This window comes from Endozoicomonas sp. 8E (assembly GCF_032883915.1).
GTDB lineage: Bacteria > Pseudomonadota > Gammaproteobacteria > Pseudomonadales > Endozoicomonadaceae > Endozoicomonas_A.
The window spans coordinates 491,698-516,992 of the sequence record NZ_CP120717.1 but is presented as its reverse complement, the minus strand read 5'-3'; the positions used below and the strand labels follow the sequence as shown (position 1 = coordinate 516,992).

At 43.3% G+C, this 25,295-nt stretch carries 24 protein-coding genes; 14 read left to right on the top strand and 10 right to left on the bottom strand.

Translation table 11 applies throughout. The features are described 5' to 3' along the window. Positions 1 to 15: 15 nt before the first annotated feature. Positions 16 to 1,152, bottom strand: coding sequence for a glycosyltransferase (locus P6910_RS02040; protein WP_317144625.1), 1,137 nt, complete (start codon positions 1,150 to 1,152; stop codon positions 16 to 18). 139 nt (positions 1,153 to 1,291) lie between these two features. Between P6910_RS02040 and P6910_RS02035 the strand changes: the two genes are divergently transcribed. The 4 genes from P6910_RS02035 (at position 1,292) to P6910_RS02020 (ending at position 4,775) form a co-directional block, all read left to right on the top strand. Continuing rightward, complete coding sequence (locus P6910_RS02035; protein ID WP_317144624.1) at positions 1,292 to 2,650, top strand: O-antigen ligase family protein; 1,359 nt, start codon at positions 1,292 to 1,294, stop codon at positions 2,648 to 2,650. A gap of 101 nt (positions 2,651 to 2,751) precedes the next feature. After that, the gene (locus tag P6910_RS02030) at positions 2,752 to 3,756 is read left to right on the top strand and encodes a glycosyltransferase family 2 protein (protein ID WP_317144623.1); all 1,005 of its coding nucleotides are present in this window, start codon (positions 2,752 to 2,754) and stop codon (positions 3,754 to 3,756) included. Positions 3,757 to 4,234: 478 nt separating this feature from the next. Next, the gene (locus P6910_RS02025) at positions 4,235 to 4,474 is read left to right on the top strand and encodes an acyl carrier protein (protein WP_317144622.1); all 240 of its coding nucleotides are present in this window, start codon (positions 4,235 to 4,237) and stop codon (positions 4,472 to 4,474) included. Between the two features lie 25 nt (positions 4,475 to 4,499). Next, the gene (locus tag P6910_RS02020) at positions 4,500 to 4,775 is read left to right on the top strand and encodes a BrnA antitoxin family protein (protein ID WP_317144621.1); all 276 of its coding nucleotides are present in this window, start codon (positions 4,500 to 4,502) and stop codon (positions 4,773 to 4,775) included. 59 nt (positions 4,776 to 4,834) lie between these two features. Here the strand turns inward: P6910_RS02020 and P6910_RS02015 are convergent, their stop codons facing one another. The 4 genes from P6910_RS02015 to P6910_RS02000 all read right to left on the bottom strand — a co-directional run bounded on the left by P6910_RS02015 (position 4,835) and on the right by P6910_RS02000 (position 9,287). Continuing rightward, on the bottom strand, positions 4,835 to 5,689 hold the full coding sequence (locus P6910_RS02015; protein WP_317144620.1) for a hypothetical protein: 855 nt from the start codon (positions 5,687 to 5,689) through the stop codon (positions 4,835 to 4,837). A gap of 377 nt (positions 5,690 to 6,066) precedes the next feature. Continuing rightward, positions 6,067 to 7,293, bottom strand: coding sequence for a pyridoxal-dependent decarboxylase, exosortase A system-associated (locus P6910_RS02010; protein ID WP_317144619.1), 1,227 nt, complete (start codon positions 7,291 to 7,293; stop codon positions 6,067 to 6,069). Next, positions 7,290 to 8,876 carry an acyl-CoA ligase (AMP-forming), exosortase A system-associated gene (locus tag P6910_RS02005; RefSeq protein WP_317144618.1) on the bottom strand — a complete coding sequence of 529 codons (1,587 nt, stop codon included), beginning with the start codon at positions 8,874 to 8,876 and terminating at the stop codon, positions 7,290 to 7,292. The genes P6910_RS02010 and P6910_RS02005 overlap by 4 nt, the downstream gene beginning before the upstream one ends. Before the next feature lie 216 nt (positions 8,877 to 9,092). Then, positions 9,093 to 9,287 carry a hypothetical protein gene (locus P6910_RS02000; RefSeq protein ID WP_317144617.1) on the bottom strand — a complete coding sequence of 65 codons (195 nt, stop codon included), beginning with the start codon at positions 9,285 to 9,287 and terminating at the stop codon, positions 9,093 to 9,095. Between P6910_RS02000 and P6910_RS26645 the strand changes: the two genes are divergently transcribed. Then, positions 9,228 to 9,650 carry an IS607 family transposase gene (locus tag P6910_RS26645; protein WP_410493911.1) on the top strand — a complete coding sequence of 141 codons (423 nt, stop codon included), beginning with the start codon at positions 9,228 to 9,230 and terminating at the stop codon, positions 9,648 to 9,650. The two genes, P6910_RS02000 and P6910_RS26645, sit on opposite strands and share 60 nt — an antisense overlap. Beyond that, positions 9,571 to 10,776 (top strand): RNA-guided endonuclease InsQ/TnpB family protein, encoded by a 1,206-nt coding sequence (locus tag P6910_RS01995; protein WP_410493910.1) that lies wholly within the window; start codon positions 9,571 to 9,573, stop codon positions 10,774 to 10,776. Before P6910_RS26645 ends, P6910_RS01995 begins: the two co-directional genes overlap by 80 nt. A 109-nt stretch (positions 10,777 to 10,885) precedes the next feature. Here the strand turns inward: P6910_RS01995 and P6910_RS01990 are convergent, their stop codons facing one another. Next, the gene (locus tag P6910_RS01990) at positions 10,886 to 12,565 is read right to left on the bottom strand and encodes an endonuclease/exonuclease/phosphatase family protein (RefSeq protein WP_317144615.1); all 1,680 of its coding nucleotides are present in this window, start codon (positions 12,563 to 12,565) and stop codon (positions 10,886 to 10,888) included. A gap of 312 nt (positions 12,566 to 12,877) precedes the next feature. Here P6910_RS01990 and P6910_RS01985 point away from each other — a divergent pair, with 312 nt between their 5' ends. The 4 genes from P6910_RS01985 (at position 12,878) to P6910_RS01970 (ending at position 16,752) form a co-directional block, all read left to right on the top strand. Continuing rightward, on the top strand, positions 12,878 to 13,615 hold the full coding sequence (locus P6910_RS01985) for a lipopolysaccharide kinase InaA family protein (protein ID WP_317144614.1): 738 nt from the start codon (positions 12,878 to 12,880) through the stop codon (positions 13,613 to 13,615). 537 nt (positions 13,616 to 14,152) lie between these two features. Next, positions 14,153 to 15,088, top strand: coding sequence for a hypothetical protein (locus P6910_RS01980; protein ID WP_317144613.1), 936 nt, complete (start codon positions 14,153 to 14,155; stop codon positions 15,086 to 15,088). Between the two features lie 11 nt (positions 15,089 to 15,099). Beyond that, a complete protein-coding gene (locus tag P6910_RS01975; RefSeq protein WP_317144612.1) occupies positions 15,100 to 15,903 on the top strand; it encodes a polysaccharide pyruvyl transferase family protein in 804 nt (267 codons plus the stop codon). Positions 15,904 to 16,047: 144 nt separating this feature from the next. After that, positions 16,048 to 16,752, top strand: coding sequence for a glycosyltransferase family 32 protein (locus P6910_RS01970; protein ID WP_317144611.1), 705 nt, complete (start codon positions 16,048 to 16,050; stop codon positions 16,750 to 16,752). Positions 16,753 to 17,161: 409 nt separating this feature from the next. Here the strand turns inward: P6910_RS01970 and P6910_RS01965 are convergent, their stop codons facing one another. Together P6910_RS01965 and P6910_RS01960 are read right to left on the bottom strand one after the other, a co-directional pair. Next, positions 17,162 to 18,046: a DUF6625 family protein gene (locus tag P6910_RS01965; RefSeq protein ID WP_317146498.1), complete on the bottom strand. Its 885-nt coding sequence runs from the start codon at positions 18,044 to 18,046 to the stop codon at positions 17,162 to 17,164. 629 nt (positions 18,047 to 18,675) lie between these two features. Continuing rightward, entirely contained in the window at positions 18,676 to 19,323 is a 648-nt protein-coding gene (locus tag P6910_RS01960) for a Fic family protein (protein WP_317146497.1), read from the bottom strand. Positions 19,324 to 19,410: 87 nt separating this feature from the next. Between P6910_RS01960 and P6910_RS01955 the strand changes: the two genes are divergently transcribed. Continuing rightward, complete coding sequence (locus P6910_RS01955; protein ID WP_317143674.1) at positions 19,411 to 19,671, top strand: recombinase family protein; 261 nt, start codon at positions 19,411 to 19,413, stop codon at positions 19,669 to 19,671. 11 nt (positions 19,672 to 19,682) lie between these two features. Continuing rightward, positions 19,683 to 20,846 (top strand): RNA-guided endonuclease TnpB family protein, encoded by a 1,164-nt coding sequence (locus P6910_RS01950; protein WP_317144610.1) that lies wholly within the window; start codon positions 19,683 to 19,685, stop codon positions 20,844 to 20,846. Positions 20,847 to 20,867: 21 nt separating this feature from the next. Here the strand turns inward: P6910_RS01950 and P6910_RS01945 are convergent, their stop codons facing one another. After that, positions 20,868 to 21,338: a Fic/DOC family N-terminal domain-containing protein gene (locus P6910_RS01945; protein ID WP_317144609.1), complete on the bottom strand. Its 471-nt coding sequence runs from the start codon at positions 21,336 to 21,338 to the stop codon at positions 20,868 to 20,870. Between the two features lie 152 nt (positions 21,339 to 21,490). Further along, entirely contained in the window at positions 21,491 to 22,870 is a 1,380-nt protein-coding gene (gene argH / locus P6910_RS01940; RefSeq protein WP_317144608.1) for an argininosuccinate lyase, read from the bottom strand. 256 nt (positions 22,871 to 23,126) lie between these two features. Between argH and P6910_RS01935 the strand changes: the two genes are divergently transcribed. Continuing rightward, positions 23,127 to 24,227 carry a sensor histidine kinase gene (locus tag P6910_RS01935; RefSeq protein ID WP_317144607.1) on the top strand — a complete coding sequence of 367 codons (1,101 nt, stop codon included), beginning with the start codon at positions 23,127 to 23,129 and terminating at the stop codon, positions 24,225 to 24,227. Further along, entirely contained in the window at positions 24,205 to 24,939 is a 735-nt protein-coding gene (locus tag P6910_RS01930; RefSeq protein WP_317144606.1) for a LytTR family DNA-binding domain-containing protein, read from the top strand. Before P6910_RS01935 ends, P6910_RS01930 begins: the two co-directional genes overlap by 23 nt. Positions 24,940 to 25,295: the final 356 nt, after the last annotated feature.

Below are 25,295 nucleotides of genomic sequence, written 5' to 3'. Positions count from 1 at the left end.
TTAATTACGTATGGCTCAACTTTTTCGGGTTAGCATCTTATCCAACAGATCGCGATAGGACTCTCGAAAATCATTAATATTGTGTCTTGTACAAAGTGCCTCGTAGAGATGACGACCCTCCTCTGCCATAGCAGCAGGTGGCAGTGAAAGATAATATTCCATGGCCTTAGCCAAACTCTCCGGATCACCCGCTTTAGATACCTGCCCTAACCCTTCTATGTAAGGTTTTATGGTATCTATATCTGAACCTATGATGGGTAAAGCTCCCGACATGCCCTCCAATAACGCGAGGGGCAGACCTTCTGTGAAGGAGGGCAGAGTGAAGACATCAAATGCCTTAACATATTTGATGGCTTCTTCTCTCTTTCCAAGCAGGAAAACACTGTTTTGCAAACCAAGGTTATTGATCTGCTGCCTGAGGCTTTGTTCTTCCTCACCCCAACCAATAATGGCCACTGCAGCAGTCGGATATTTCCGGTTAATGTGAGCCAGAGCATCAATCATTACAGCATGGCCTTTAATCTCGACCAATCGACCTATAGTGCCAAAAATAAAACGATCGTCAGGCAACCCCAGTTCTAGCCTCGCCTGCTCACGGCTTAGCTGTACCGAAACAGCCTGTTCAATATCAATAGCATTACCGATCGCTGCCGTATTGCTCTCATTCAAGCGATTTATAGTGTTCATAAGATAGCTCTGAACCGGCTTCGATACCCCTACAAAGCACCAGCGTTCATCGACCAGTCTGTTAACCAGCTTTTGCCGGTAAGAGCGGTCGTAATCACCAAAACCATGGGCGATACTGATAAAAGCTTTTGTGTTCAGCTTCCTGGCAAGGTTGAGCATGATGTGAGCCGGTTTGAAGCGATGGCATATGATGCCGTCAAAATGATGTTCTCGGCAAAAGCGTAACAATTTTCGTATAGCAAACCAGCGTCGAATCCCTTTGAGCTGCTTATTACTAAAATCAAAATAGACCGAATTTCCGGCAGCACTAACGGGTTGTCCCGCTTCTGGCTTTCCTTTTAGAAAGGCTGTTGTAATTTCGTACTGATCAGATGGCAACGCCTTGATGATTTGTTCTGCCAAGTCAGAAGACATGACATTAAAGCTGTTCTGAAGCTGTAAAATCTGCTTCTTGCGTTCAGTCATTGCTCTACCAAATAAAGAAAAGGCGAAGGATATGCTTATATTCGCTGTATTTCTAGTCAAATCTTCAACCCAAAAAATACTTAGGCATTAGGATTCTAAAGAGATAGCATATAGAGCTAGAATCTTATATTTTTTATTTATGAATATATCGATACAAGATAAAACCAACCACATTATTTTAAAATGGATTATTCCATTTGGTATGATTATTTTCCTAACAGGTCAGATCATACTTCCAAACAACAGCTCACATATCTCTCAAACTTATACTTGGCTTATTCTTCCTGCATTTATACTGTTCCTCTCTTCGGGTAAGGAAGTATTCAAAGAACATAGGCTCAATACCTTAACAATATTGACCCTATGTTTTATAGTCCTATACATTCTGTCCTTCTTGTGGTCGGACACAGATGAAGATGCAGGTAGGTTTGTCAAAGATGGTATATACATTGTTTTATTTATATTCAGCATATATATGCTACTTCGTTCAGATTATTGGGATTTCAGCCGAATACTCGAAACATCAGCACTAATAATCTCTATTGGTGCAGCTATCTCATTATTGAATCACTTCTTTATTCTGGATGCACCCACCGGAGTTCGAGAATATAGAATCAGCAACATGGGTGACTGGGGCTTTGGAAATCTCGACAACCCAATCCCGGCCGCTATCTATTACGGTTCGTTTTCAGCTATTTTATTTGTGCTTTTTTCGGATAGAAAATCATCAAAAGCCAGATCTTTCTTACAGTTAACTTCATTATTAATACTCAACACCTATGTCATGCTTACCTGGTCCAGAGGCCCCATAATCTCCTTATTCTTATCTTACTTTCTTTCATGGATTCTTATAAAGAATAAAAAATCAACCATTGCACTGCTAGCTATAACAATTTCAAGCTCTATAATTTACTTTTCTGACCAAATATCAACAAGTATTTCAGACAGATTAAATAACAGTCAGTCAATTTATGCCACTAACGAAATAAAAATTAACTCGTCTGGAATAAGTGTAACTGGCTCAAACTTTAAATTCATGGAGTCATTAGAAGAATCAGAAGATTTTCTTAATAAAACATTTAGTGAAAGGGGAAGCATTTGGATTACAACCTACAAAAAGTCTCTTGAAAGGTTTTGGTTTGGTCACGGTGTCGGAGCAAAATTTCAAATACCATACAATCAAAATAGAACTATAGCCTTTCACGCTCATAATATATATCTACAAGTATTCTATGAGCTGGGTTTTATTGGCTTATTTTTGTTTGTACTTTTAATATGTTTACTGATAAAACACTTATATACCAGTAGAGAAAACATCAATACTAAAATTGCAATTGCTTTGCTGTGCATAGGACTTTTTTCTTATATAACCGATGTGAGCAAAATTTTCACAAAGCCACATATATACTGGATTAATTTCTGGCTACCTCTAGGAATAGCTATAGCTATTAAAATAAAAACTAATGCCTCGCCTTTAAGTTTTTCAAGAAATCAGTAAGAATTTATATAAATTGACTAAAGATAAGTAACAAAGAACCTGGGGATAACACATTCTCTATCTAATAAAGGAATTTTCCCCAATGCGGATAAAGCTTACCAATGAACACCCAAGAAAATCTTATTAGTGTAATTATACCCGCTTTCAATTCTGAGCTTTACATTGAAGATTGCTTAATTTCAATAATAAACCAAACCTATAATAACATTGAGATAATAGTTATCAATGATGGTTCCACTGATAAAACAAAGGATGTTATTTTAAAAATAAAAGACCGGGAGAAAAGAATAAAGTATTTAGAGCAAGAAAATTTTGGAGTATCGAAAGCTAGAAACAAAGGCTTATCAGTTGCTTCGGGATCTTATATTGCTCTTATAGATTCTGATGATATATGCTATCCGTTCAGACTAGAAGAACAAATCAACTACATGAAATCAAATAATATTGATGTTTGTGGTTCATGGATAAAAGAGTTCAATACTAAGAAAAACAAAATAAAGTCTTATCCAGAGAAAGATAACAGCCTAAAGTTCAATTACTTTTTTTTCAGAAAAACTATACCTTGCTCTACAGTAATGATGAGAGCAGAGTCAATAAGAAACTTACAATTCGATAGTTCTATAGACTTTGCTGAAGACTACGACTTCCTAATGAGAACTATAACAGAAAGTAGATGTCAGTTAGGAATCATTAAAAAGCCATTAGTGAAATACAGAATACATTCAAACCAACTTTCTAAAAAGTTAGTAGAAAAAAACAAATACGCCCTAACTAGCTCCATAAAAAGAAACTCAGAAAATCTCGGCTATTCATTTAAAGACAAAGAAATATTTTTTCATTACGAAGTAATAAAAAACAAGCATAAAATCAGCAGAGATGAGTTCAAAGAATACAAACATACTTTAGAAAGACTATATAATTTTGTCAGTATTTTTTGCAACTGCAAGAGTAACTTTTCATATTTCTTATATCGACTAATAAAGAACAACCCAAAAATAAAAAATGACATAAAATGCTGGGCTTATGAAAAAGGCTTCAAAATACCAAATGCAATCACCTTCATAGCCTACAATCTTTTCTTAAAAGTCACCAATCAAAGATATTAGAAAAGTGCGCTTAGACAATTCTGGGCTAATTTCTTGGCCACCAGGTGGTTTGGTAATTAGAGAGAAATACAAATCGTACCCCTTAAATGATGAGGTGTATGATGGTTTGGGTGGAACCTCTTTACGGAGCAATCACCTTATGAGCCCAGCTCATCCTATTCTGCATCCAAAGCCACTGCTTCGTTCAAACGACAGAGAAACAAATTGCCTCTCTGGAAGAGATTTTATGAAGAAATGGCTGGATTAATGAGTCAGAGTTTCAAGAGCTGGCGGCAGGCCTTTTGATAAAGTGTTTATGGTCGTTATTTGCTGTCTTCAATAAACTGAGCGGAACTCAAAGAGTCAACCAGAATGCAGCAGATTTGCCAACATCTCTGGCTTGATGCCGACCCCGAAACTCTATAGAGTTGCCTCTCTGATTTATTTGTACAGACTGTTCAAGGGCCGGGCTCCAGATCGGCAGTACCAGGAAATATAAATGGCACACATTGACGAACTCAAAACGATACTGGCGGAAGTGCTGGAAGTCGACACCCAGGCCTTTGACAAAGAGACCCAGCTTTTGGGCGCTCTTCCTGAGTTTGACTCCATGGCTGTAGTGGGTGTGATCACTGCTATGGAAGAGTCTTTTGGCATCAACGTGGCAGATGATGATATTGATGCCACCATCTTCGAAACGGTTGGTAGTTTGTTGAGCTATATTGATCAGGTTTCCTGAGTCATTTTTTGTTCCGAAACAGCCTATGAGCGATACACGAAAACGACCTGATTTCAAAACCGAGGAAGAAGAGCGAGCGTTCTGGGAACACCACGACTCAAGTGATTATGTGGACTGGTGCAAGGCTGAAGCTGTTACCTTGCCGAACCTGAAGCCTTCAACCAAGACCATATCCTTACGGCTGCCGGAAAGCTTGCTGGACGGCATTAAACAAGAGGCCAAAAAAAGAGATATGCCTTATCAGTCACTGATTAAATACTGGCTGGCCAATGAGATCAGGCGAAACCAAGGCACGACCTAAGCTTACAAAACCACCAACTCAAACAATTCCTACGGCCTCTAGAGACAAAAAGCAGCACTTCAGTTTGTTGCCAAGACCACCAATTCTGAGTAACTGGCATTCACCCTGTCTGCCGGAATGCTGCCTCTGTATTGCTTCGGTTGAGAAAAGCGTTTCAAACGAGACAACAACAATCGTTTTCCAGCCAGCCACCGCTCATCAACCTGTAATGCCTTAACACCCAATGTTTTACAGAGAGGCCATCGCACCTGGCTGATGGTTTCTCTGAACAGTTCGACATCGCCTACCCGGTGTATGTGACCTCGATTTAAACGACGAGTAATCAATAAATAACAGACACGATCTTCCTTCCTGATCACATACTGCCCAACATCCAAAGGAAGATGAGCATCAAAACACTGGCGCTCCTGATCATTCAATAGTTTTCTCACCTTCTCTGGATCAGTGACCAACTCTGGAGAATGCATAAAAGGTGGCCATGGATAAATGACTCTGGCGTGGGTATCAAGATCCTTAAACCCAAGCCTTTTATAAACGGCATAGGCCTCAGGTGAAGAGGTCAGGCTGGTGAGCACCACGGACTTTTTACGCAAAAAAGGCATCAATAGCATCAAGGAGGAACTGCGATATGCTTCATCAACAATCCATGCTGTCAGGTTACAGGTCACTTGCCTCTGCCCGCCAACAATTTCCTCAGAATAGAGCCCGCCAAGAAAACCCACTATTTTTTCACCCGTATCCAGAACGTAACCCGCTGACCAATTCTCCTGTCCCCAAAGATTAGTAAACAGCCTCTTCCATATGGCTTCTGTAAATCGTGTGCTGTTTAGCTGCCTTAACAAAGGATAAACCCAGGCAAAATCCTCAGCCACCGCCTCACGTACTTTAGCTTCTGGTTTATCTGTTGCAGACATCACATGAGTAATTCCCCGACATAAGGATGGCTGAGAAAGTCCTGATCGGTCATCAGAAAAGTCAGCCCCCTGAACGTTTTTTTATACGAAATCTGACATAGCATCCCAGCTTTCCCCAATTGGGGACATAACATCATCTATCTGAGACCGAGAGGCCATGTTGTTTAGTCTGTTCCTGGCCTCACTCTGCCCATCTGGCTCTGGGATAATACGGGCGATAGTTTTGCCATGCCTGGACAGGGCAAGGCTATCTCCGCTGCTGACCCGGGAAAGCCAAAATTGCAAGTTTTCTCGAAAGTCCGACACCTTCACCAGAACAGTTTTCATACTTGCTCACCTGCTTTATTCACAAACCTGTTGCTATTAACTGACCCATCTCAAATCAAAATCTCTTTCACTTCGGGATGACTCAAGAACTTCTGCGGACTGGCCGTGGCTCCATAGGCGCCTGACTGAAGTACAACAACCAGATCACCCACTCCGGCTACAGGCAGCTCCAGCTTGGCCCCAACAATATCCAGAGGCGTGCACAAAGGCCCAACGATCTCAACGATTTCTTTCTCTTCCGATGCGATGCGACTGGCAATCAGCACGGGGTAGTTTTTACGGATAACCTGACCAAAATTGCCAGAGTTCGACAGGTGGTGATGCAGCCCTCCATCTGTCATCAGGTAGGTTTGCCCCCTGGATTTTTTTTTATCAGTAATCTGGCAGAAATAGTAACCCGCTTCACCGACCAGATATCGGCCTAACTCCATGACTATCTCAGCGTTTTTTAATCGGCCCGAGCGAGCCTCCATCAACTTTTTCAAATGTTCAGCAACAGGGATAAGATCCAGCGCCTGTTCACCCGGAAAATAGGGAATCCCCAAGCCGCCACCTATGTTGACATGCCGAACCGGAACAGGAGCCAAATCACAAAGTCGTGCAGCCAGCTCAAATGTTTTCCCGTGAGCATCTATCAATGCATCCGGATTCAGATTCTGTGAGCCGGAATAAATATGAAAACCATAAAAGTCTACTTTTTCGGTATCCAGCCCGGATAACACGTCAGGCATTAATTCTGCGTCAATACCAAACTGTTTCGGACCTCCAGCCATTTTCATGCCAGAGGACTTAAGTTCAAAATCAGGATTGACCCGAAAAGCGATTTTGGGCTTTATCGGCAACTCCAAGGAAAGCTGGTAAAGCCTCTCCAGTTCCAAACTGGATTCAACATTAATCACGATACTGGCGGCCACAGCCGCCCTGAGTTCTTCTACTCTTTTTGCAGGCCCGGCAAAGCTAATCGATTCAGGATCAATACCCGAACTTATAGCGACCATCATTTCCCTCTGGGAAGCCACATCCAGGCCATCGACAAGACCTGCCAGATGATAAACAACAGCGGGCATTGGATTGGCTTTGATCGCATAATGCAACTTTAAGTCAGAAGGCATCACCGAACGTAGGGACTGTACCCGCTCAGTGAGAGACTTTCTGTCGTATATGTAACAAGGTGTTCCGCCGGCCATGGCCACCAGCTGCTCAGCAGGACGGCCAGCGACCTGAAGATGATTATTCTTGACTGAAATTCTCTGCAGACGATCATGCTGCTTGCTCATTTACTTTCTCCGGATACAAACAGATTTTCATACTCTGCAGCTAAGGTTTTTCTGTCTATTTTGCCGTTAGGGTTTCTGGCTAAAGCACTTTGAGTAATTACCCGCAAAGGCATCATATAGGTTGGCATGTGTTTTTGGATATACTTGATAACTGCTTTCTCTTCAACAGGCTCATCTGTCGCAGATACCACGATAAGTACGATAGCCTGACCCAGCTGGTCATGGGAAACACCAATAGCAGCCACTTCCAATACCATTCCAGATGCGTACATTAGCTCTTCAAGCTCACTGGGACTTACCCGATAGCCTGACGTCTTGATCATGTCATCTTTGCGACCGACGAAATACAAATAACCGTCTTCATCCTGGGTAACAGTATCACCCGACCAGACAGCCAGCTCAGGGGTTGGAATTTCCTGAATCGACAAAGGTACGGGTTTGAAACGCTCTTTGGTTCGTTCAGGATCATTCCAATAGCCCAGTGCCACCAGACTTCCCCGATGCACCAGTTCTCCCGGCTCATGGGGTTTACAGGGTAGTCCATGCTCATTGATAACCAGTAATTCAGCATTGGGAATAGCCCTGCCCATGGAGCCTGGACGACGGTCCACGTCTTCGGGTGGCAGATAACTCGATCGAAAGGCTTCTGTCAGGCCATACATTAAATAAGGTGAAGTCTGTGGCAATTTATTTCTAAGTGCATCCAGGGTTGACGATGGCATAGCTCCACCAGAATTCGTGAAATACCTCAGACTCAATGCGGCTTCTTCAGGCCAGCTCATTTCAGAAAGCTGTACCCAAAGGGGTGGCACCAGAGCCAGGCCGGTAATTTTCTGCTGAGCCACTTGTTTGATGATATCTCCGGGCAGCAGATACTCCAGCAGATAACAGCTGGCACCGGAGGCAAAGGCAGTGGTTAATTGACTGAAACCATAGTCAAAGCTAAACGGCAGTACACACAAGAGTCGGTCATGATGAGTATTTTCGAGATATTCAGAGACACTATAAGCTCCGGTCACCATATTACGATGAGAAAGTACCACCCCCTTGGGCCTACCGGTACTTCCGGAGGTATAGAGAATCGCGGCCATATCCATATCAATAGAGGGCGGTTGAAACCAGGCCTTCTCCTCCTTCAGGAAATCTGACCAGGCAATAACCTGAACACGACTTTCCTCTTCAGAGTGCCCATCCACCAAAATGATATGACTCAAATCGTGGCAATCGGTCAGGCTGGCCTCAATCTGCTTGAAGCGAGCCTTATTAGTAATCAGAACACTGGCTTTGCAATCCGTCAGAATATGCAACACCTGAGGTGCTTTCAACACCGGATTGACAGGCACCATGACGCCACCGGCCGCCGTTGTTCCAAGATAACTGAATACTGCTTCAGCAGTTTTTGGCAGATAAACAGCGACTCTTGCGTGCCTCGATAATCCCAGACTCTGCAAGCCTGAAGCCACGCTTTTTACATGCAGGGCAACCGAAGCATAATCATACCACTGAGATTTAATCCCCAGAGCCTGAGACAGAGGTGCTTTTTCGGCCTGATCAAACAGTAATTGATGTAACAGCTGGCTCATGCATGAATCCGTAGTACCTTTGCAGACCAACTATTGTAACAAACATGGATTTTGGAAAGCACGACTTCTAAATCCTCTCCCACCTGAGGATGTAGCAAAACTCTGGTTCCCATGCTTTAGGCCCTTTGGGTCAGTCAAATAAAATTGCAACAATCGCAAAATCAATTACGCTAGACACAAGATAAATCATTAAAAGGTGAATTTATCTTGTGGGTTTCAGCTACAAAGCTCGCCAAGATTGAAGGCTTGACCAGCCAAACTATAAGGCGCAAGATCGAAAGCGGTCACTACGAAAAAGTGAAGCAAACCAGTGGTGGTCACTTCCGCATATTCATTAGCCAGTAAAGGAAGATATGCTATGCAAGAGTCAGTTCTGGAAAGCAAAAATCCAGCATCGACACGCAAAAGCATATCTTACTCCAAAAACATCCTGACGCAGAATTTCTCAGCGACATTGCCAGTGCTTTCAACTTTGAGCGAAAAACACTGCAAACCATTCTGGAATCAGCGGTGTGCGGAAATCCAACCCATATTGTGGTTGCCACAAAAGATCGCCTTGCCCGATCAGGATTTGAACTTATCAAGTGGCTTGTTGAATTATCGGGAGGACAAATCGAAGTTTTGGATGACCCGGATAACGCCTGTGAGCCATTCGACACCCAAGAGCTTATCGGTTTCATTACCTCATTCTGCAATAGCCACTACGGGAAGCGATCTGCTAAAAGACGCAAAGATAGTAGCGTCAAAAAAGATCAGGTTTTACCCAGAGAATGAGCAAGCCTATCACGATGCCCTGATGCTCTATAGGAGGTCGTACAACCTTGCTGTTGAGCGTTTCCGTAACGATGACTATAAAGATGCCAGCGGAAAATTCATCAACATGCGACCCGCCATTAAAGCTCAAGTGGAGCAGGAGCAAAAAGAAAGTGGCAGGGCTTATAACTCGATTGTTTCTGATAATGGAACACTGGCGGCAGCGACCACATTCAAAGCGGTCTGCGAGCACAACAAGAAGCTCAAGGGAGCTAAAGAGGGCTTTGCAGAAATCAGTTTCAAAAGCCGCAAAGGTAGCAGGCACTCATTCTCTATTGACCGTTTGCCAAAGGGATTAAATCCCTGCGTACAGGCTCTTGGCAAGATTCACCTGGCAGAAGATGTGCCAGCAGAAGCGATTGGTAAATCTTGTGTCGTAACCTACGACAAAGGTCGCTGGTTCATTCAGGTTCAACAACATATTGAGCTAAATCCCGAAATCCAAGGGAAGGTTAGATGCATTGGAGTTGACCCCGGAGTTCGCACCTTTGCCACGTGCTACAGCGAAAAAGAGGCATTGATAGCGGGTGATAACGTTGCAAAAACAAAGCTGTTCCCACTGATGAAACAAGTGGACAGCTTGATCAGTCAAAAGCAAAAAATCCTGAACACGCAGAAGGGCGTTAAGTTCCCCGACATGCCCCAGTGGGCAAGAGATCGGATTATTCATTTCAACAGGGAAATTGACCGGCTGAAACGCAAAAAGGATGACATTGTTCTTGATCTGCATAACCGGCTGGCGTTCGAGCTGGTGTCGAACTACGACGTTGTATTTTTGCCAACCTTTGAGACAAGAGGTATGGTCACACGCAAAGATAAGAAGGTTCGCACCATTCGCCGTAACACCTGCCGCCAGATGCTTGACCTCAATCACTACCAATTCAAAAAGCGGCTTAAGTGGTACGCAAAAAAGTATGGAAAGCATGTAGTTGATTGCAACGAAGCCTATACATCCAAGACTCAATCATGGAACGGGACCATTGACGAAAAATTAGGTTCTTCCAAAATTATAAAGGGTGAGGGCTTCACCGTTGATCGTGATATCAACGGTGCCAGAAATGTCTTTCTTAAGTGTTTGACAAGGTAGCTTGAACCTTATCCATAACAGCGAGTGTTGCGCTCGTTGCGGATTTAATCAAGAGTGCATTACCTTCGAGTTTGAAGGCGGTAAAAAACTGCATTACAGAAATTGAGTTTTACCCGGTGTTCGACCCAGACGTTCCGAAAACAGGATTCATACTTTGCCTGACTATTTTTTCGAGCTGGTTAAGCTCGTTCACAATCAAAGATTCCCTTTTGTACTGATCCCTGAGTTTAGCAATTTTATGCAAGGGATTGACGCCTGCGAACTCTGGATCAAGTATATTCTCACTAATCTGATTACTGGACTGATGACCATAGGCATGCTTCAGCTTATTAACCAGTTCCCTGACCTCCGGGGCGTTAAAATCCTCCGGCTTCAAACTGGCAATGGCAGCAGAAAATCCTTCCGTTTCCCGGTAGATAACCGAAACTGGCAAATGGTCAGATAGCCCGCTTTCCAGGTCATTATCAATATCAAGTCCCATTTGCCGTATTTCTGCATGGGCTGCCCATTTTTCTTCAGAGTCTCCATACACCATCTGGTAATCATAAATACACTGCATTGCCACCTTGGGATGTTCTTTCCAGCCCCTGCTGCCCCAAGGTCGATGCATTCTGTTTCCGGCTCCAAGATACCATGTGCCATTCGGCTCCAGACGATCTTCCGGCTTGATGGTTTCCTGATCGCTATTGACAAAAAACGACTCGCTGCGGTCAAGCAGCCGGGTATCATTTCCTTTATCATGGGTGTCGTAGTAGCTGTTGGAAAAACTGTCCCCCAGTGCCTGCATGGCGTTATCGTACTCCGACTTTTTACTCATCACACCCTGCTCGTCTGACCGTGCACTGTTCAGGTCTCCCATCAGGAAGGTGCCATGATGATGTACGTTATTAAGCCTGTCGTTATTGCTATCTTCCTCAATCCATTTTCTTACCTGAAGCAACTCCTCATAGCGAATCGTCTCATAGGTTTTTCCGTCTTTGGCCTGAAGGTGCGTATTATAAACCACGGCCGTTTTATCGTTACCGAGATCCAGCACGATCCGCAGCAATCCTTTATTGGCCAGCTGGTCTTCTGCAGCCAGATCAGAGAAAGGCCTGAATGTTGCCTCCTTTACGGGATATTTGCTGGCAATGGCCAGACCACTACTCAATCCGGTTTCACGGGGGGCAACACTGTGAACAATATGATGGTAGTGGCCACTGAGATCCTTACAGAGCTGCTTCGTCGCCTGCTGGTCAAACGCCTCCTGGAAGCAGACAACATCAGGAGTAACGTCAGGATTCCGGGTTAATGCTTCGGCAATCTCCTGGCTGCGCTGCTGTGATGAGCGCAGGTCGTTCAGATTGCGTATAAACGAGGGCATGAGGCCAATGTTATAGGTCATCAAATGCAGGCCCCGTTCAGGATTATAAACGGCGGGTGGAACAGTAGTCTGAATCAGGGAAATTTCGTTCCTGAACAGATTGCCGATCATGCGCAGGGAGAATCCCATCATTCCCAATGCCAGCGAGGGCACCAGAAATAGCGTAACAGCAGTTGCCCGGGCTACTTTTCTGGCCCACAGTGGTACATTTTGCTTCTTTTTTTCACTCTCGGAAGTCGTGTTGCTTTTGCCCGGTCGTTCATGGGCAAACAGCTTTGTTGCCGAATCGGCGACCAGCGAAACCGGCCGGGACAGAAACCGGCCAATATAATGGCAACCACGACCAAAGCGGTTGTGAGAATAAACATAGTCATTATCTCTGGGTAGATAATGGGTCTGTGCTTTAGATGGCTGGACTGCAGGCATACAGTTTCCTCTGGTTAGTCTGCTGCTTATATCCGCCATCGACAGTTACTCTCGCTACTTAATGGCTTTCGCACCGTTTTTTCCTTAGAAGTGCCTGCGCCAACTGGAAAATGTCATACCCGGGTATTTTTTAAGCTAGATACAGTGAGAAGGCAATTACATGACGGTCATGACTGGTTTTTGCGACCGGGATGTGTATCGGATCTGATCCAGACGATTAGAAAGTTCAGGATAAATCACTCCTCAGATCAATGATCTGGTATACTCTCGCTCCAGCAGATTGTCTGAGCCAGTAAGCAAAAAAGCCGTTCTATGCAGCCTAACTTTGAAGACGATGTTTCCCAACTTGAAAACAATATCCTTCCTGAAAACTGGGAGTGGATCAGCTGTTCCAAACAGGCCAAAATGGCACGCTATAATGGAAGCCCTGTTTGCTATTTCAAAGAGTTTATTCCTAAAAGTTTTCTGGAAAAGCTTAAGATGAAGTTTCGTGGCACTCGCTGTGAAGTTTGGGTGAAACAAGCTCATATAGCCATGAATGCAGGCTTTGAGGTTCCTGAAATTGTTGCAACAGGTGTGCTCAAAAACCATCATCACTATCTAATAACGGCATCAGGCCCTTCCGGTGCAGTCCCTGAATATATTTTAAAAAAACCTAAGTGCGACGAACAAAAGCGTCAAGAGTTTATAAAAGCCTTTGGCTCTTACATCGGTAAAATGCACAGGGCAGGTATAGTTCATGGTGACCTGCGTGCAGGCAATATTTTAATGGAGCCGAGTCTACCTCCACTTTTTGTCATGATCGATATTGAGAGAAACTCTCAACATAACGTAATACCAATTAGCCTAGTTAAGAAAAACCTGATTCAATTAATAAAAAGGATCTCATTCGATCAGTTTTCTGCTAAAGACAGACTGCTCTTCTACAAGCACTATAATTCCAGCTATCAGCGCTTTGACGACAAACAACAAAAAAAACTCGCTTATGATGTCATTGGCCTAGTGAAAAAACAGAACCTATGGGGTGGTAGCCAGAATGTCTCCCAATAAACTGAAGTCTATATCGAGATCGGCTGAAAATTGGATTTTGAGAGGTGAGCATGATCAACCCCACTCAATAGACAAAGCCAAATTCTGAAGCCAATTACTATTTTTTCAGAGCAATGTTCTTTCAGTCAGGCACCTGTGCTCTTCTGGTAAGATTTATCTTTAATATTTACTCCAGTCATGTTTATCAAAAAATACGGCTTATGAGCTGTAATTGACTAGTTTGTTGCTTGAGGATATCAGACACATGTTAGACTGCGACTGTTTTTACCACCTTAAATGGCTCCAATACGAATTAAGGCGGTAAAAACAGCCTCTCTTATGCCCAGAGGTTATCAACAAATCAAAGTATTTTTACCTATAGATAAAACAACAAAAAAAACTAAAATAAACATGCGTATTCAGTAGTCACAGTCTACAAGCTAAAACTCGCTAAAATCCAATCTAAAAAACATACAGAACAGAAATAAAGAGCAGGATCAAGTCGCAGTTTCAGAAGTTGCATTCAAGCTGAAAGGCGGTAGCGATCGGGAATGACGTATGAAAATTCTGGCACTAGTATCTAGCAAGCGCAGACCAGATAACTCTGCTATGTACCAAATCTTGGCAAAAGATCACGATCTAAAACTGATTTACCTAGACAAAAGCAAACAAAAGTGGCTTAGCTGGCGACTAAGGAAAGTCAATTTTAGTGACTACGATGCAGTAATTTCTGATCTTCATTTCAAAAATATACATAAACAGCCGTATTTTTTTAAAACAATTAGGAACCTTTTTTTCCTAGAGGAAGATGCATGTCAAAACTACATACAATCATCTCAGTGGTATGGTATTTTTTCTCGATTTTATAAGAATTTACCTGACTCTACGGTAATGACATCAGGTTATTCAACCGCTGAAAAACTATCCAGAGAAGGAGTATGTTCTTACTTCATAACAAAAGCATACGATCATACACTCATCAAAAACTATAATCGGGATAGGGACATAACACTTGGCTTTATTGGCAACATTGAAAACAAAGTTTATAAAAAAAGAAGAGAAACTCTACTTTTCCTAAAAAAACATACTGACCTAAAAATACTGAAAACAGATCCCGGAATTGAGTACGTTAAAATGCTCAACAGAATAGAGTACTTTGTTAGTGCCGATAAAGGATTGGGCGAGTACATGATCAAGAATTTTGAAGCAATGGCTGCTGGCTGTATTCTATGTGCTTGGAGACAAGGCTTTGGAGAAGAGGAAGCGCTTGGATTAAAAGACTTGGAAAACTGCATACTATATAGCGATTCCAACGAACTTACAAAGAAAATAAATTTAGTGAGTAATAATATTAACTTAAAGAAATATATTCTAAAAAACTCTCAAGATCACGCTACAAAAAACTTTTCATATGCAACACAAGAACGACAAATAAGTGCGACATTATTGAACACTTATTACTCACGTAATTTAACTCCAGCATCCAGTTTCTAAAGGTATTTTTCATGGCTATAAAACTTTACTGGTGCCGAGGAGAAGGCAGAGCTGACTCATCAAAAAGAAACTTTGGGGACTATTTATCACCACTCATTGTCGAAATGATCTCAAGAGAAAAAGTAGAATATTCGCCAATAAAGTCTGCCGATATGATTTCGTTAGGTACAATACTTGGCAAAGAGGTCAAGTCCAAGAGATTCATTTTTTTTCCTAGACCGCTTCATGTCTGGGGTAGTGGTATTGGGAAGCCCAGTGAGACTTTCTCTGCACATCATTACTATCACGCGGTTCGTGGTAAAAAGACCCATGATAATATAGTTGGATCAGAATCCATTAAACCTGCATATGGGGATCCTGGACTCCTATCCAATGAGTGGTGGCTAGGTAAAGGGGCGGTTAAGAAAAAATACCGTTTGGGTGTAGTACCGCATTATGTTGACAAGGGTTCGAAAGAGATCCAGCTTATAAGAAGTCTATCAAGCATAAAACTTATAGATGTTTTTTCTCCAGTAGAAGAGGTGCTTCGTGAGATACAGCAGTGTGAATTCATTATTTCATCAAGCATGCACGGCCTTATTGTTGCTGACTCTTTTGGAATTCCAAATAACCGCGTAAAGTTTTCAGATGGTATAATAGATAACTATAAATTTGTTGACTATTACTCTTCTTTTAACATTGATGAACCGACCCCATTAATCATTGATGAGAATTTTTGTCTTGGCAAAACTCTTGACCTTATTCATCAAAAATATCATAGACCCAATTTGAGCAGGCTAATCGACAATCTGGTCAATAGTTTTCCAGATATATAATACTACTATGATTTCCAACAAACTGAAACTTTCACCCATTGGTAGTCTAAAGTTTTTTATATTTTAACTCCTGAAAAACACCGAACCTAGATTCACTAAGTTTAGCCATCACAAGGGGTGGCTTAGTCATATTTGGAGTATAAAATGCACTCAAAAATCATTCACTATTGCTGGTTTGGAGGTTCCCTTCCTGAACATCAAAAAGAATATATTGAAGGTTGGAGAGCTGCTTTCCCAGATTATGAAATCAAACACTGGCATGAAGACAATATACCTTCCGATGATGTGTACGTAGAGCGTGTTCTTGCAGCTAAAAAATGGGCCTTTCTGGCAGATCATGTTCGACTCTATGCCCTCTATAACTATGGTGGCATTTACTTTGATACAGACATAAAAGTAATTAAAAACTTCGAAGATGAGCTAACTAACGAAGTAGAATGCTTATTTGGATTTGAGACAGATGCTTCTTCCAATAAACACTATGTAGGTACTGCAGTAATAGCCGCACAAAAAAAATCAAGCTTTATTAAAAGCTTTCTTAATCAGTACGACAATAGGTTAGGCCGGATGATGGCAAGAAATGACCGGGTAACCGGACCTAAAGTACTTACTCCACTTCTTGAACAAAAAGGGCTGTCTTCATCTGAAACCCAAAATCTTGGCAACATAAGAATTTTACAAAGAGCTTTATTCTACCCTAGCTCTGAAGAAGAACTACAAAATTGTTATACAAAACATGACTGGGATGGCTCCTGGAGAACCCCTGGAAAAAAGAATCTGGGAGATAGACTTTACAAGAAAAGACGAAAGCTTTTTGAAAAGCTCTTAGGAAGGAGGAATAACCGCTGAAAAAAGCGGGTGAAGATATTTTGTAATCTCCCATTTTTAACAACAACTAAAAGTAGAAGGTTAGGTTAGGCTTACCGCCATTGGCCTTGAGTAACCTTTCAAAATTGTAAAAAAAGCAACTTAGCTAATGTAGTACTGTAGTTTTTCAGAACTTTCTCAATGGTAAAAAATAATTTGTTACAACTGATAAAAAGAATTACATTCAAAAAGTTCACAGCTAAAAATAATCTGCTGTTTTTCAGGAATTATAGCGCCATCTATCAAAAGTTTTACAAGCAAAAAAATCAGGTTCTGAAGCAATTAGGATTGTTAAAAATCAGAATCTCTGGGCGCACAGAAAAATTATATTTTTGCATCATCAGAAAAGCCCATGCAATCTATCCATTTATCCTGACGAAGCACAAAAACTTTATTCAGATATGCTTATACCTTTACTGTTTATAGTCCAAAAAGAGTGGTTTTTTTTATATAAACTCAAGCTACTTCGGCAATCAGAAATCCCCCTCCACTCATCGGCTTTCCAGTGAATAAAATGCAGATATGAAAACTCTCTATCCCCATTAAGGTCGTTGGTAAGAATTCCGTTCTTCCAGTACCAATTTTTGGGATACTTCGTACTCCCATCAATCCACCCGTACTTCCAGTCAGGATTACACCACGCCTCATCAAAACAAACTCTTCGTGCATTTCCTTCAAATTTATTTATTATTTTTCTAAGAAGTGAAGGAAAATTTTTGCACTTTACAAAAAGATCACTAAAGTCTTTTTCATCAAATGCCTTATGGTTACAGTCTTCAAACTTTTCCTTCCAATCTGGTACTTTCTTGAACAAAGACTTCACTTCTGAAGAATTTCTAAGTAGGCATAAAAAACCCCAAACCCTTCTGAATCCCGAAGAAATTATATCGTATTTAGACATTTTCTCTGGTGTGAAGAATGTTTCAAGTCGGCCATATATAACATCAATATCCGTATATCCCCAAAAATCACACTCATGCAAGTCGTCAGAATGGATATAGCCTAATGCTGGCTTTATATCACATAACTTATACGGATTACTTGGTCGAAAATTAATTTTCAATTTCTTTGATACCAAATGACAGTATTCTTCAAAAGAAGTTGGCCTGAAAATTATGTTATTCGGGACAGAATCGGGTATTACACAGTCAGTATAAATAATCCATGTATAATTAGTATTTCTTCTGCACGACTCAAAGAAAAAGTCAATCCAAAAAGGCCATCGCCCAAAATAATTACTAAGTAATATGACTTTATAGTCAGACTTGCTTTGCATACTCATAAAAATAGTCTGTCTTGAAAAATTGCACAGCACTATACCAAATAGTCATAGGGGTCACTACTCAAACATTTATTGATCCCACCCATAATTTTACTTTCGTGCGACTTTCACCGCCAACCCAACCTACCCAGTAAGCTCTCCTCCAATATGATTCCTCGCAACAACAACACCCTCTAACCTCATCATATCAAACACATCTTCCCCAATGGATTCTGAGAAGTCGTTCAACTCTCCCAGACTCACATCTGAGAAGCCCTGACTCTACTCAATACCATAGGCCACTGCTCTGCCAACTACTTCGAAGGCATTACGCAATGGCGTGCCTCGTCTGGCCAGCTAATCAGCCAAATCAGTCACGGTGCTGAATCCAATGCGAGCGGCTTCCTGCATGTTTTCTTTCTTGGAATGGATATGTGGAGTTATATCAGCAAAGGCTCGCAGGCAGTCTTTGAAGGTATCTGCTTAATAACAGTGGTTCCTTATCTTCCTGATTGTCCTTGTTGTGTGTGAATAACCTTAGACTTTACAGCCTGATACCACACTTCTTACATGCAGGAATCCAAAATACCTTCACTAACCAACCAGACATTGCAACAAACCCTGACCGGAAAGTTGCTCTCCAATCACTGACCAATATTCAAAAACAGTGTAACCAGAGGCTCGTTAATATAATAATTACTTCGCCCCATTTTTTGCTTGTTCAAAAACCCCTTGTCACACAGCTGATTCAGGTATTTGGTGGCAGTCAGTCGGCTGACATTCAGCTCTTTTTCAATAAACTCTATTTTTGTGTAAGGGTGGCTGAACAGATGGTTTAGCAGATCCTGACTGTAGATTTTGGGGAGTTCTTCACGCATTCTATGCTTTACAGCCTGCATCCGGTTTTTTATTTCATCAATCAGAGTTGTGGTTTCTTTCGATGTTTCTGACACGGCTTCAAGCATGAACAGTAACCAGCCTTCCCACTCCTCATGGTCTCTTACTGCCTGTAATCGTGAGTAGTACTCAGCCTTGTTGCGAATAATGTAACGGCTTAAGTAGAGCACTGGCAGGTCCAGTAACTGTTGAGTGACCAGGTAGAGGATATTGATGATTCGACCTGTTCGGCCATTCCCGTCGTAAAATGGACGAATACTCTCAAACTGGAAGTGAATAACTGCCATTTTTACCAGTGGATCGTTGTCTGAAAGCTCACTGTCGTTGAGATAAGCCACCAGATTTGTCATCAGAGACTCAACCCTTTCCGGGTTTTGAGGAGGGGTTAAAAACAGTTCGCAGAAATCTATTATAATCTAAAACTATCTTATAAAATCTCAAGCATGGATAAGTGATTACTGAAGATAGGTGAGGCAGCTCGTTTGCATGGTACAGACCCAGTAACACTACGAAAATCGGAAAGTACAGGTGAGCTGCTTCCTGCCAGAAAGACCAAAGTTGGAACTTGTTACTACGACGTGTCTGAATTGATGGGCTACAGTAACGAAGCTGCGCCTACGCTTTGCTATTGCAGAGTATCCAGTCACGACCAAAAGCCAGACTTAGACAGGCAGCAAGAGTTACTGGAAGCCTACTGTTCTATAGAAGGTTGGCGAACTCAGGTTATACGAAAAAATGCTTGAGACTTTGCGAGATGTTGTTAGCTCACAAGATTGAACTCAGACCGACAAAACAACAAGCCGATTATCTTGATAGGGCTTGTGGTTCCCGTCGTCATGCGTTCAATCAACTGTTAGCCCATTTCAATCAAGAAGGCGTTAAATGGTCAAAGAAGGCTGCGAATGAAAAATACCAAGAACTCAGGCTTGAGTTTCCCTGGTATGCCGAAGTCAGCCAACGTGTGACCAGGAACACAATCGACGATCTTCATGACGCCTTTACTCACTTCTTTCGTCGGGTGAAGAAAGGAGAAAAAGCAGGTTATCCAAGATTCAAGAAGCGAGGACTACACGACAGTTTTTCTCTCAGAGAAAAACCCAAGTTTGATGTTGATGGCAGAACACTTCGCATTGAGAAACTGAAAACCCGCATCAAGATGCGCCAGGAGCTGAGATTTACAGGAACACCCTGTCAGGTGACGATCAGTAAGCGAGCCGAAAAGTATTTCGCTTCTATTTTGGTAGACACTCAGGATTACGACCCAAAAGCACAAAGCAATGAGTCTGTAGGCGTTGATTTTGGCATCAAGGATTTAGCTATTTGTTCGAATGGCAAAACCTTTGCTGCTAATCAGAAACTGAAAGGCTCTCTGAAACGCCTTAACAGGAAACAGAGGGCGTTAAGCCGCAAAACAAAGGGAAGCAACCGCTATGTGAAAGCCAAGCGAGCGGTTGCCAAACTGCATTACCGGATAAGTAACCAGCGAACAGCCGTACTACATGAGGTAAGTGATTATCTGACTTCAAGATTCAAAATAATCACCCTCGAAAATCTGAATGTCAAAGGCATGGTAAAAAACCGCAAACTGGCAAGAGCAATCAGTGATGCAGGTTTCGGTAAGCTGAGAGAACTTGTTGAATACAAGGCAGAGCTGAGAGGATGCCAGGTTGTGATTGCAGATCGGTTCTTTCCCAGCTCGAAGAAGTGTGCGGTTCATACTTGCGACTACGTAAATGACAATCTTACTCTGTCTGATCGTGAGTGGCGGTGTCCAAAATGTAAAACTCTGCATGATAGGGATTACAGTGCGAGTTTTAACCTTGATAATTATGGTCGAGACACGTTACAGCTCGACGCTAAACCCTACGCAAGAGTGGAGTCAGATACGATTCGTCGTGCATCCATGTCGACGGCGTAGATAAGTCTACATAATTACAGATTATGTTAGATTTTTAGTAGCGGTATAGACGACTTCACCCGTAGAGATGTTTTTTAGTTCGGTACCAGGCAATTTGCGTAAGCCTGCCCGGTTTTCTTCCAGTGTTTGCTGAATATCAAGAATGTCCTGAAAGCGAAGCATCCCCGTTTTCCTGACGGTGTCGAAGCCGCGGCTCAATGCTCTGGCGTAATTTTTAACTTCTTTGGTTGCAGGGTTGTAGGGTGACGCCGTCAGGTTGTTTTTAAACAGTTCATCATGAGTTGTGACAATATTCTCCACTTCTGAGCTGTCTTTGGCTTCCTGAAGCGTCAGGGTGCTGATCAAAATGGTTTCATTGGGAATGGAGCGTACTACACCTTTCAGTTCTGCCAGATGCCGGTGGGCTAAAGCCAGTTTTTTTAATACCTGCCGTGTTTCCAGCTCATTTTCCCGGGGCAGGGGCAGATCTGTCGGTTGGTAAGGGGGGGCCACAGTTACTCCCAATATGTATAGGAAAGTGCCATTTTCTATACAGGTTATCAGAACATGTATAGAAAACCGAAATTCTCTATACATGTTTGTTGGATCTGTGTAGAAAAACAGGACTTCTTATACACGTTCAAAGCTCAAGCAGATGAAGGAAATTACTGACTTAGAGCCTGCTTCACAGCCAACCTCACCTGCCCCGGCGCAGTCCCGCCTATATGATCCCTCGCAGCAACAGACCCTTCCAGCGTCAACACATCGAACACATCTTCCTTAATAGAGTCTGAGAAAACCGTGAGTTCTTCCAGAGTCATCTCTGACAAGTCCTTGTTCTTCTCAATGCCATAGGCCACTGCTTTGCCAACCACTTCGTGGGCATTGCGAAATGGCATGCCCTGTCTGACCAGGTAGTCTGCCAGATCGGTCGCGGTGCTGAATCCGCGGCGAGCGGCTTCTTTCATGTTTGCTTTCCTGGACTGGATATGCGGAACCATATCGGCAAAGGCTCGCAGGCAGTCTTTGAGGGTATCTACGGTATCAAACAGTGGTTCTTTATCTTCCTGATTGTCTTTGTTGTAGGCCAGTGGCTGAGATTTCATCAGCGTCAGCAGGCTGACCAGGTGGCCATTCACCCTTCCTGTCTTACCTCTTACCAGTTCGGGTACATCCGGGTTTTTCTTCTGAGGCATGATGGATGAACCGGTACAGAAACGATCAGGCAGATCAATAAAATCAAATTGAGCCGATGTCCAAAGTACCAGCTCTTCCGACATACGCGACAGGTGCGTCATCAGCAGTGCACCCACCGAGCAAAACTCGATGGCGAAGTCCCTGTCACTGACAGAATCCAATGAGTTTCTGGATGGGCGATCAAAACCCAGAGCCTTGGCAGTGAATTCACGATCAATCGGATAAGTTGTACCCGCCAGTGCAGCCGCTCCCAAAGGTGATACGTTGACCCGCTTTCTGCAGTCCTGCAGACGCTCGCTGTCTCTTACCAGCATTTCATACCAAGCCATCAGGTGATGTCCAAATGTCACGGGTTGTGCGGTTTGCAGATGAGTGAAGCCCGGCATAATGGTGTCAGCTTCCTGCTCTGCCAGATTGACCAGACCTGTCTGCAAACGCTTTAACTCATCAGCTATATGGTCAATTTCTTCCCTGAGCCACAGACGGATATCGGTCGCCACCTGATCGTTTCTGGAACGACCAGTGTGCAGTTTCTTACCCGCATCACCAATTCTGTCTGTCAGTCTGGCTTCAATATTCATATGAATATCTTCCAGCTCGATAGACCAGTCGATGTTGTTGTTTTCGATATCTTTCAGGATGCTTTCGAGTCCATCGAGAATGGCAGACAGCTCATCCTGACTCAGAATGCCTGATTTTTGCAGCATTCGAGCGTGAGCCATCGAGCCTTCAATATCGTGACGATAAAGGCGACGATCAAAATCAATGGAGGCGGTGAATCGAGCGACAAATGCATCCACCCCCTCGCTGAACCTTCCGCCCCACTGCTGATTGCTGCTATCAGACATGTTCTACCTCTTTCTTTAGTTAGCTCATGGCTGTTGGTTAGCTCATGGCTGTTTCGCGTTCTGCAGGCTGATTTCTTCATACCGGCAGCATCATTGTTCTGATTTTTATAGCCAGCCTGTGGATGACTGAAGCTGGCTGCGGCATTATAAGGGTAACCGGGTGATTTTTGATAGCGCACCCAACCAAATAAGAATAATTATTCTATTTTTGTGAATTTTTATAAATTTTCAAATACCAGAGACAGGATGCTCACTCTTGCCATTTAAAACCACCAGGATCCAGGATGAAGACGACTTTTTCCTGCCGGATTTATGCTCTCCCGGTGCCGTCTTTATGCTGGTTCTGGTCTCTGAGCTTTTTGTCCTGATTCAGGTACTCACTTTACCCGGTCCGGGTGATCTTGACTGGAACCGTCTGGCCATGACGTCCATGTTTGTCCAGTGGATCTCTCTGGTCTCAGGCGCTGTTCTTTGCCGACTCAGGCCCATTCTGAAGCGTCAGAAGCTGACGGTTATCATCAGCAGCTGTCTTGCCGTCGTGGCTACTATCACTCTGCTATTCACTCTCGCAGCACAATGGTTTCTGTGGCGGGATGCTTTTATTGAAACCTATCCGGAATGGACCCAGCTGATCAGGCATGTCACCGTTGCTCTCATCATCACAACCATGCTGCTGCGCTATTTCTATGTTCAACAGGAAGCCAGAAAAGAGCAGAAAGCCAGCCACGCCGCTCGCTTTGAGGCTTTGCAGGCTCGAATCCGCCCTCACTTTCTTTTTAATTCGATGAATATCATTGCCAGTCTGATTCATATTGACCAGGACAAGGCCGAGCAGGCCGTTGAAGATTTGTCGGACCTCTTTCGCTCCAGCCTTCAGGATCATGGCAAGAATATTACTCTGAGTCGGGAGATCGAGCTCTGTCAGCGCTATTTGAGAATTGAACAGCACAGGCTGGGAAACCGTCTGCAAACCCGGTGGAATATTGAGTTAACCCCTGAAGACGTTGACATTCCGCCCCTTACTCTGCAGCCCATTGTTGAAAATGCGGTTTATCATGGCATCCAGCCACTGGAAAAAGGTGGCACTGTGAGTGTAGATATTCGCAGGAGCAACGATAACATCACTATCAGAGTCCGAAACCCGGTCCAGAGTAGCCCTTCCAGCTTTGCCAAAGGGGCTCAGGGGAATCAGTTGGCTCTGGCAAATATCCGCTCCCGACTGAATATGCTTTTTGGTAACAAAGCCAGTGTAGAAGCTCAGCTGTTTGAGGGTGAGAGTGGAAATACCCAGGAGTTTGAAACATTGATCACTTACCCTTACGGTGGCGATAACCATGAACATACTGATCACCGATGATGAACCGCTGGCAAGAGACCGTCTGCGACACCTGTTGGGACGTTTAGAGGGCTTCCAGGCTCTGGAGTACGATGCAGGTAACGGCATTGAAGCCCTTGAACTTTGTCGTAAATACCAGCCAGACATTGTCTTGATGGATATTCGTATGCCTGTTATGGGAGGCCTGGAGGCAGCCGCTCATATCAGCAAGCTGGAGCGTCCACCTGCTATCATTTTCTGCACCGCTTATGACACTCACGCCATTGAAGCTTTTCAGGTTCAGGCGGTTGGCTACCTGCTGAAGCCTGTCAAGCTTGAAGATCTGCAACAAGCGCTGACCGGAGCCGCTAAAGTTAATCGATTGCAGCTGGCCAGCCTCAAAGATGATCTGAATGATAACGCCCGCAGTCATATCGCTGCCAAGACACTCAGAGGAATAGAGCTGGTTCCTCTGGATGATATCTACTACTTTATGGCAGACAGCAAATACATCACGGTTTATCACAAAAACGGTGAAGTGCTCATTGATGACCCACTGAAAGACTTGGAGTCCGAGTTTAATTCCAGATTTGTTCGAATCCACAGGAACGCTCTGGTGGCCAGAAAAGCCATAGAGAGGATGATTCGTGACGAGCAGGGTCACTACTCTATCCAGCTCAGTGGTGTCGAAAAGCCTCTTTCAGTAAGCCGTCGGCATGTGCCACTGATGAAGAAGTTTATGCAATCGCTGTGAAGCCTACGGGTGCCAGGCTTGGCCAAGTCTGGCATCGGGCAAAAAGTCTTCGCTTTTGAGATCCCCCCAATCTCTGCTGCAGGTCTCAGCCGAAACCTGTGAACAGACACGGTTTAAGGCTGAGATAAAGGTCTGTCATAAGCGCCTCCAGTGGAATAACAAGCTAGTTGCTATTTTAACCTCCGGCAACTGCCTTCAGGAAAAAGTAACGGTTGGTCACAACTACAGACTATCGTATTATCCCAATCTTCATAGATGAATGAATCTGTATGCTGGCCTTATCAGCTTATCAATCAGGCCACTCCATAAGACACAGCACCGCTCAGCCATCGTTGTCCTTTTTTATAGTTTGAACG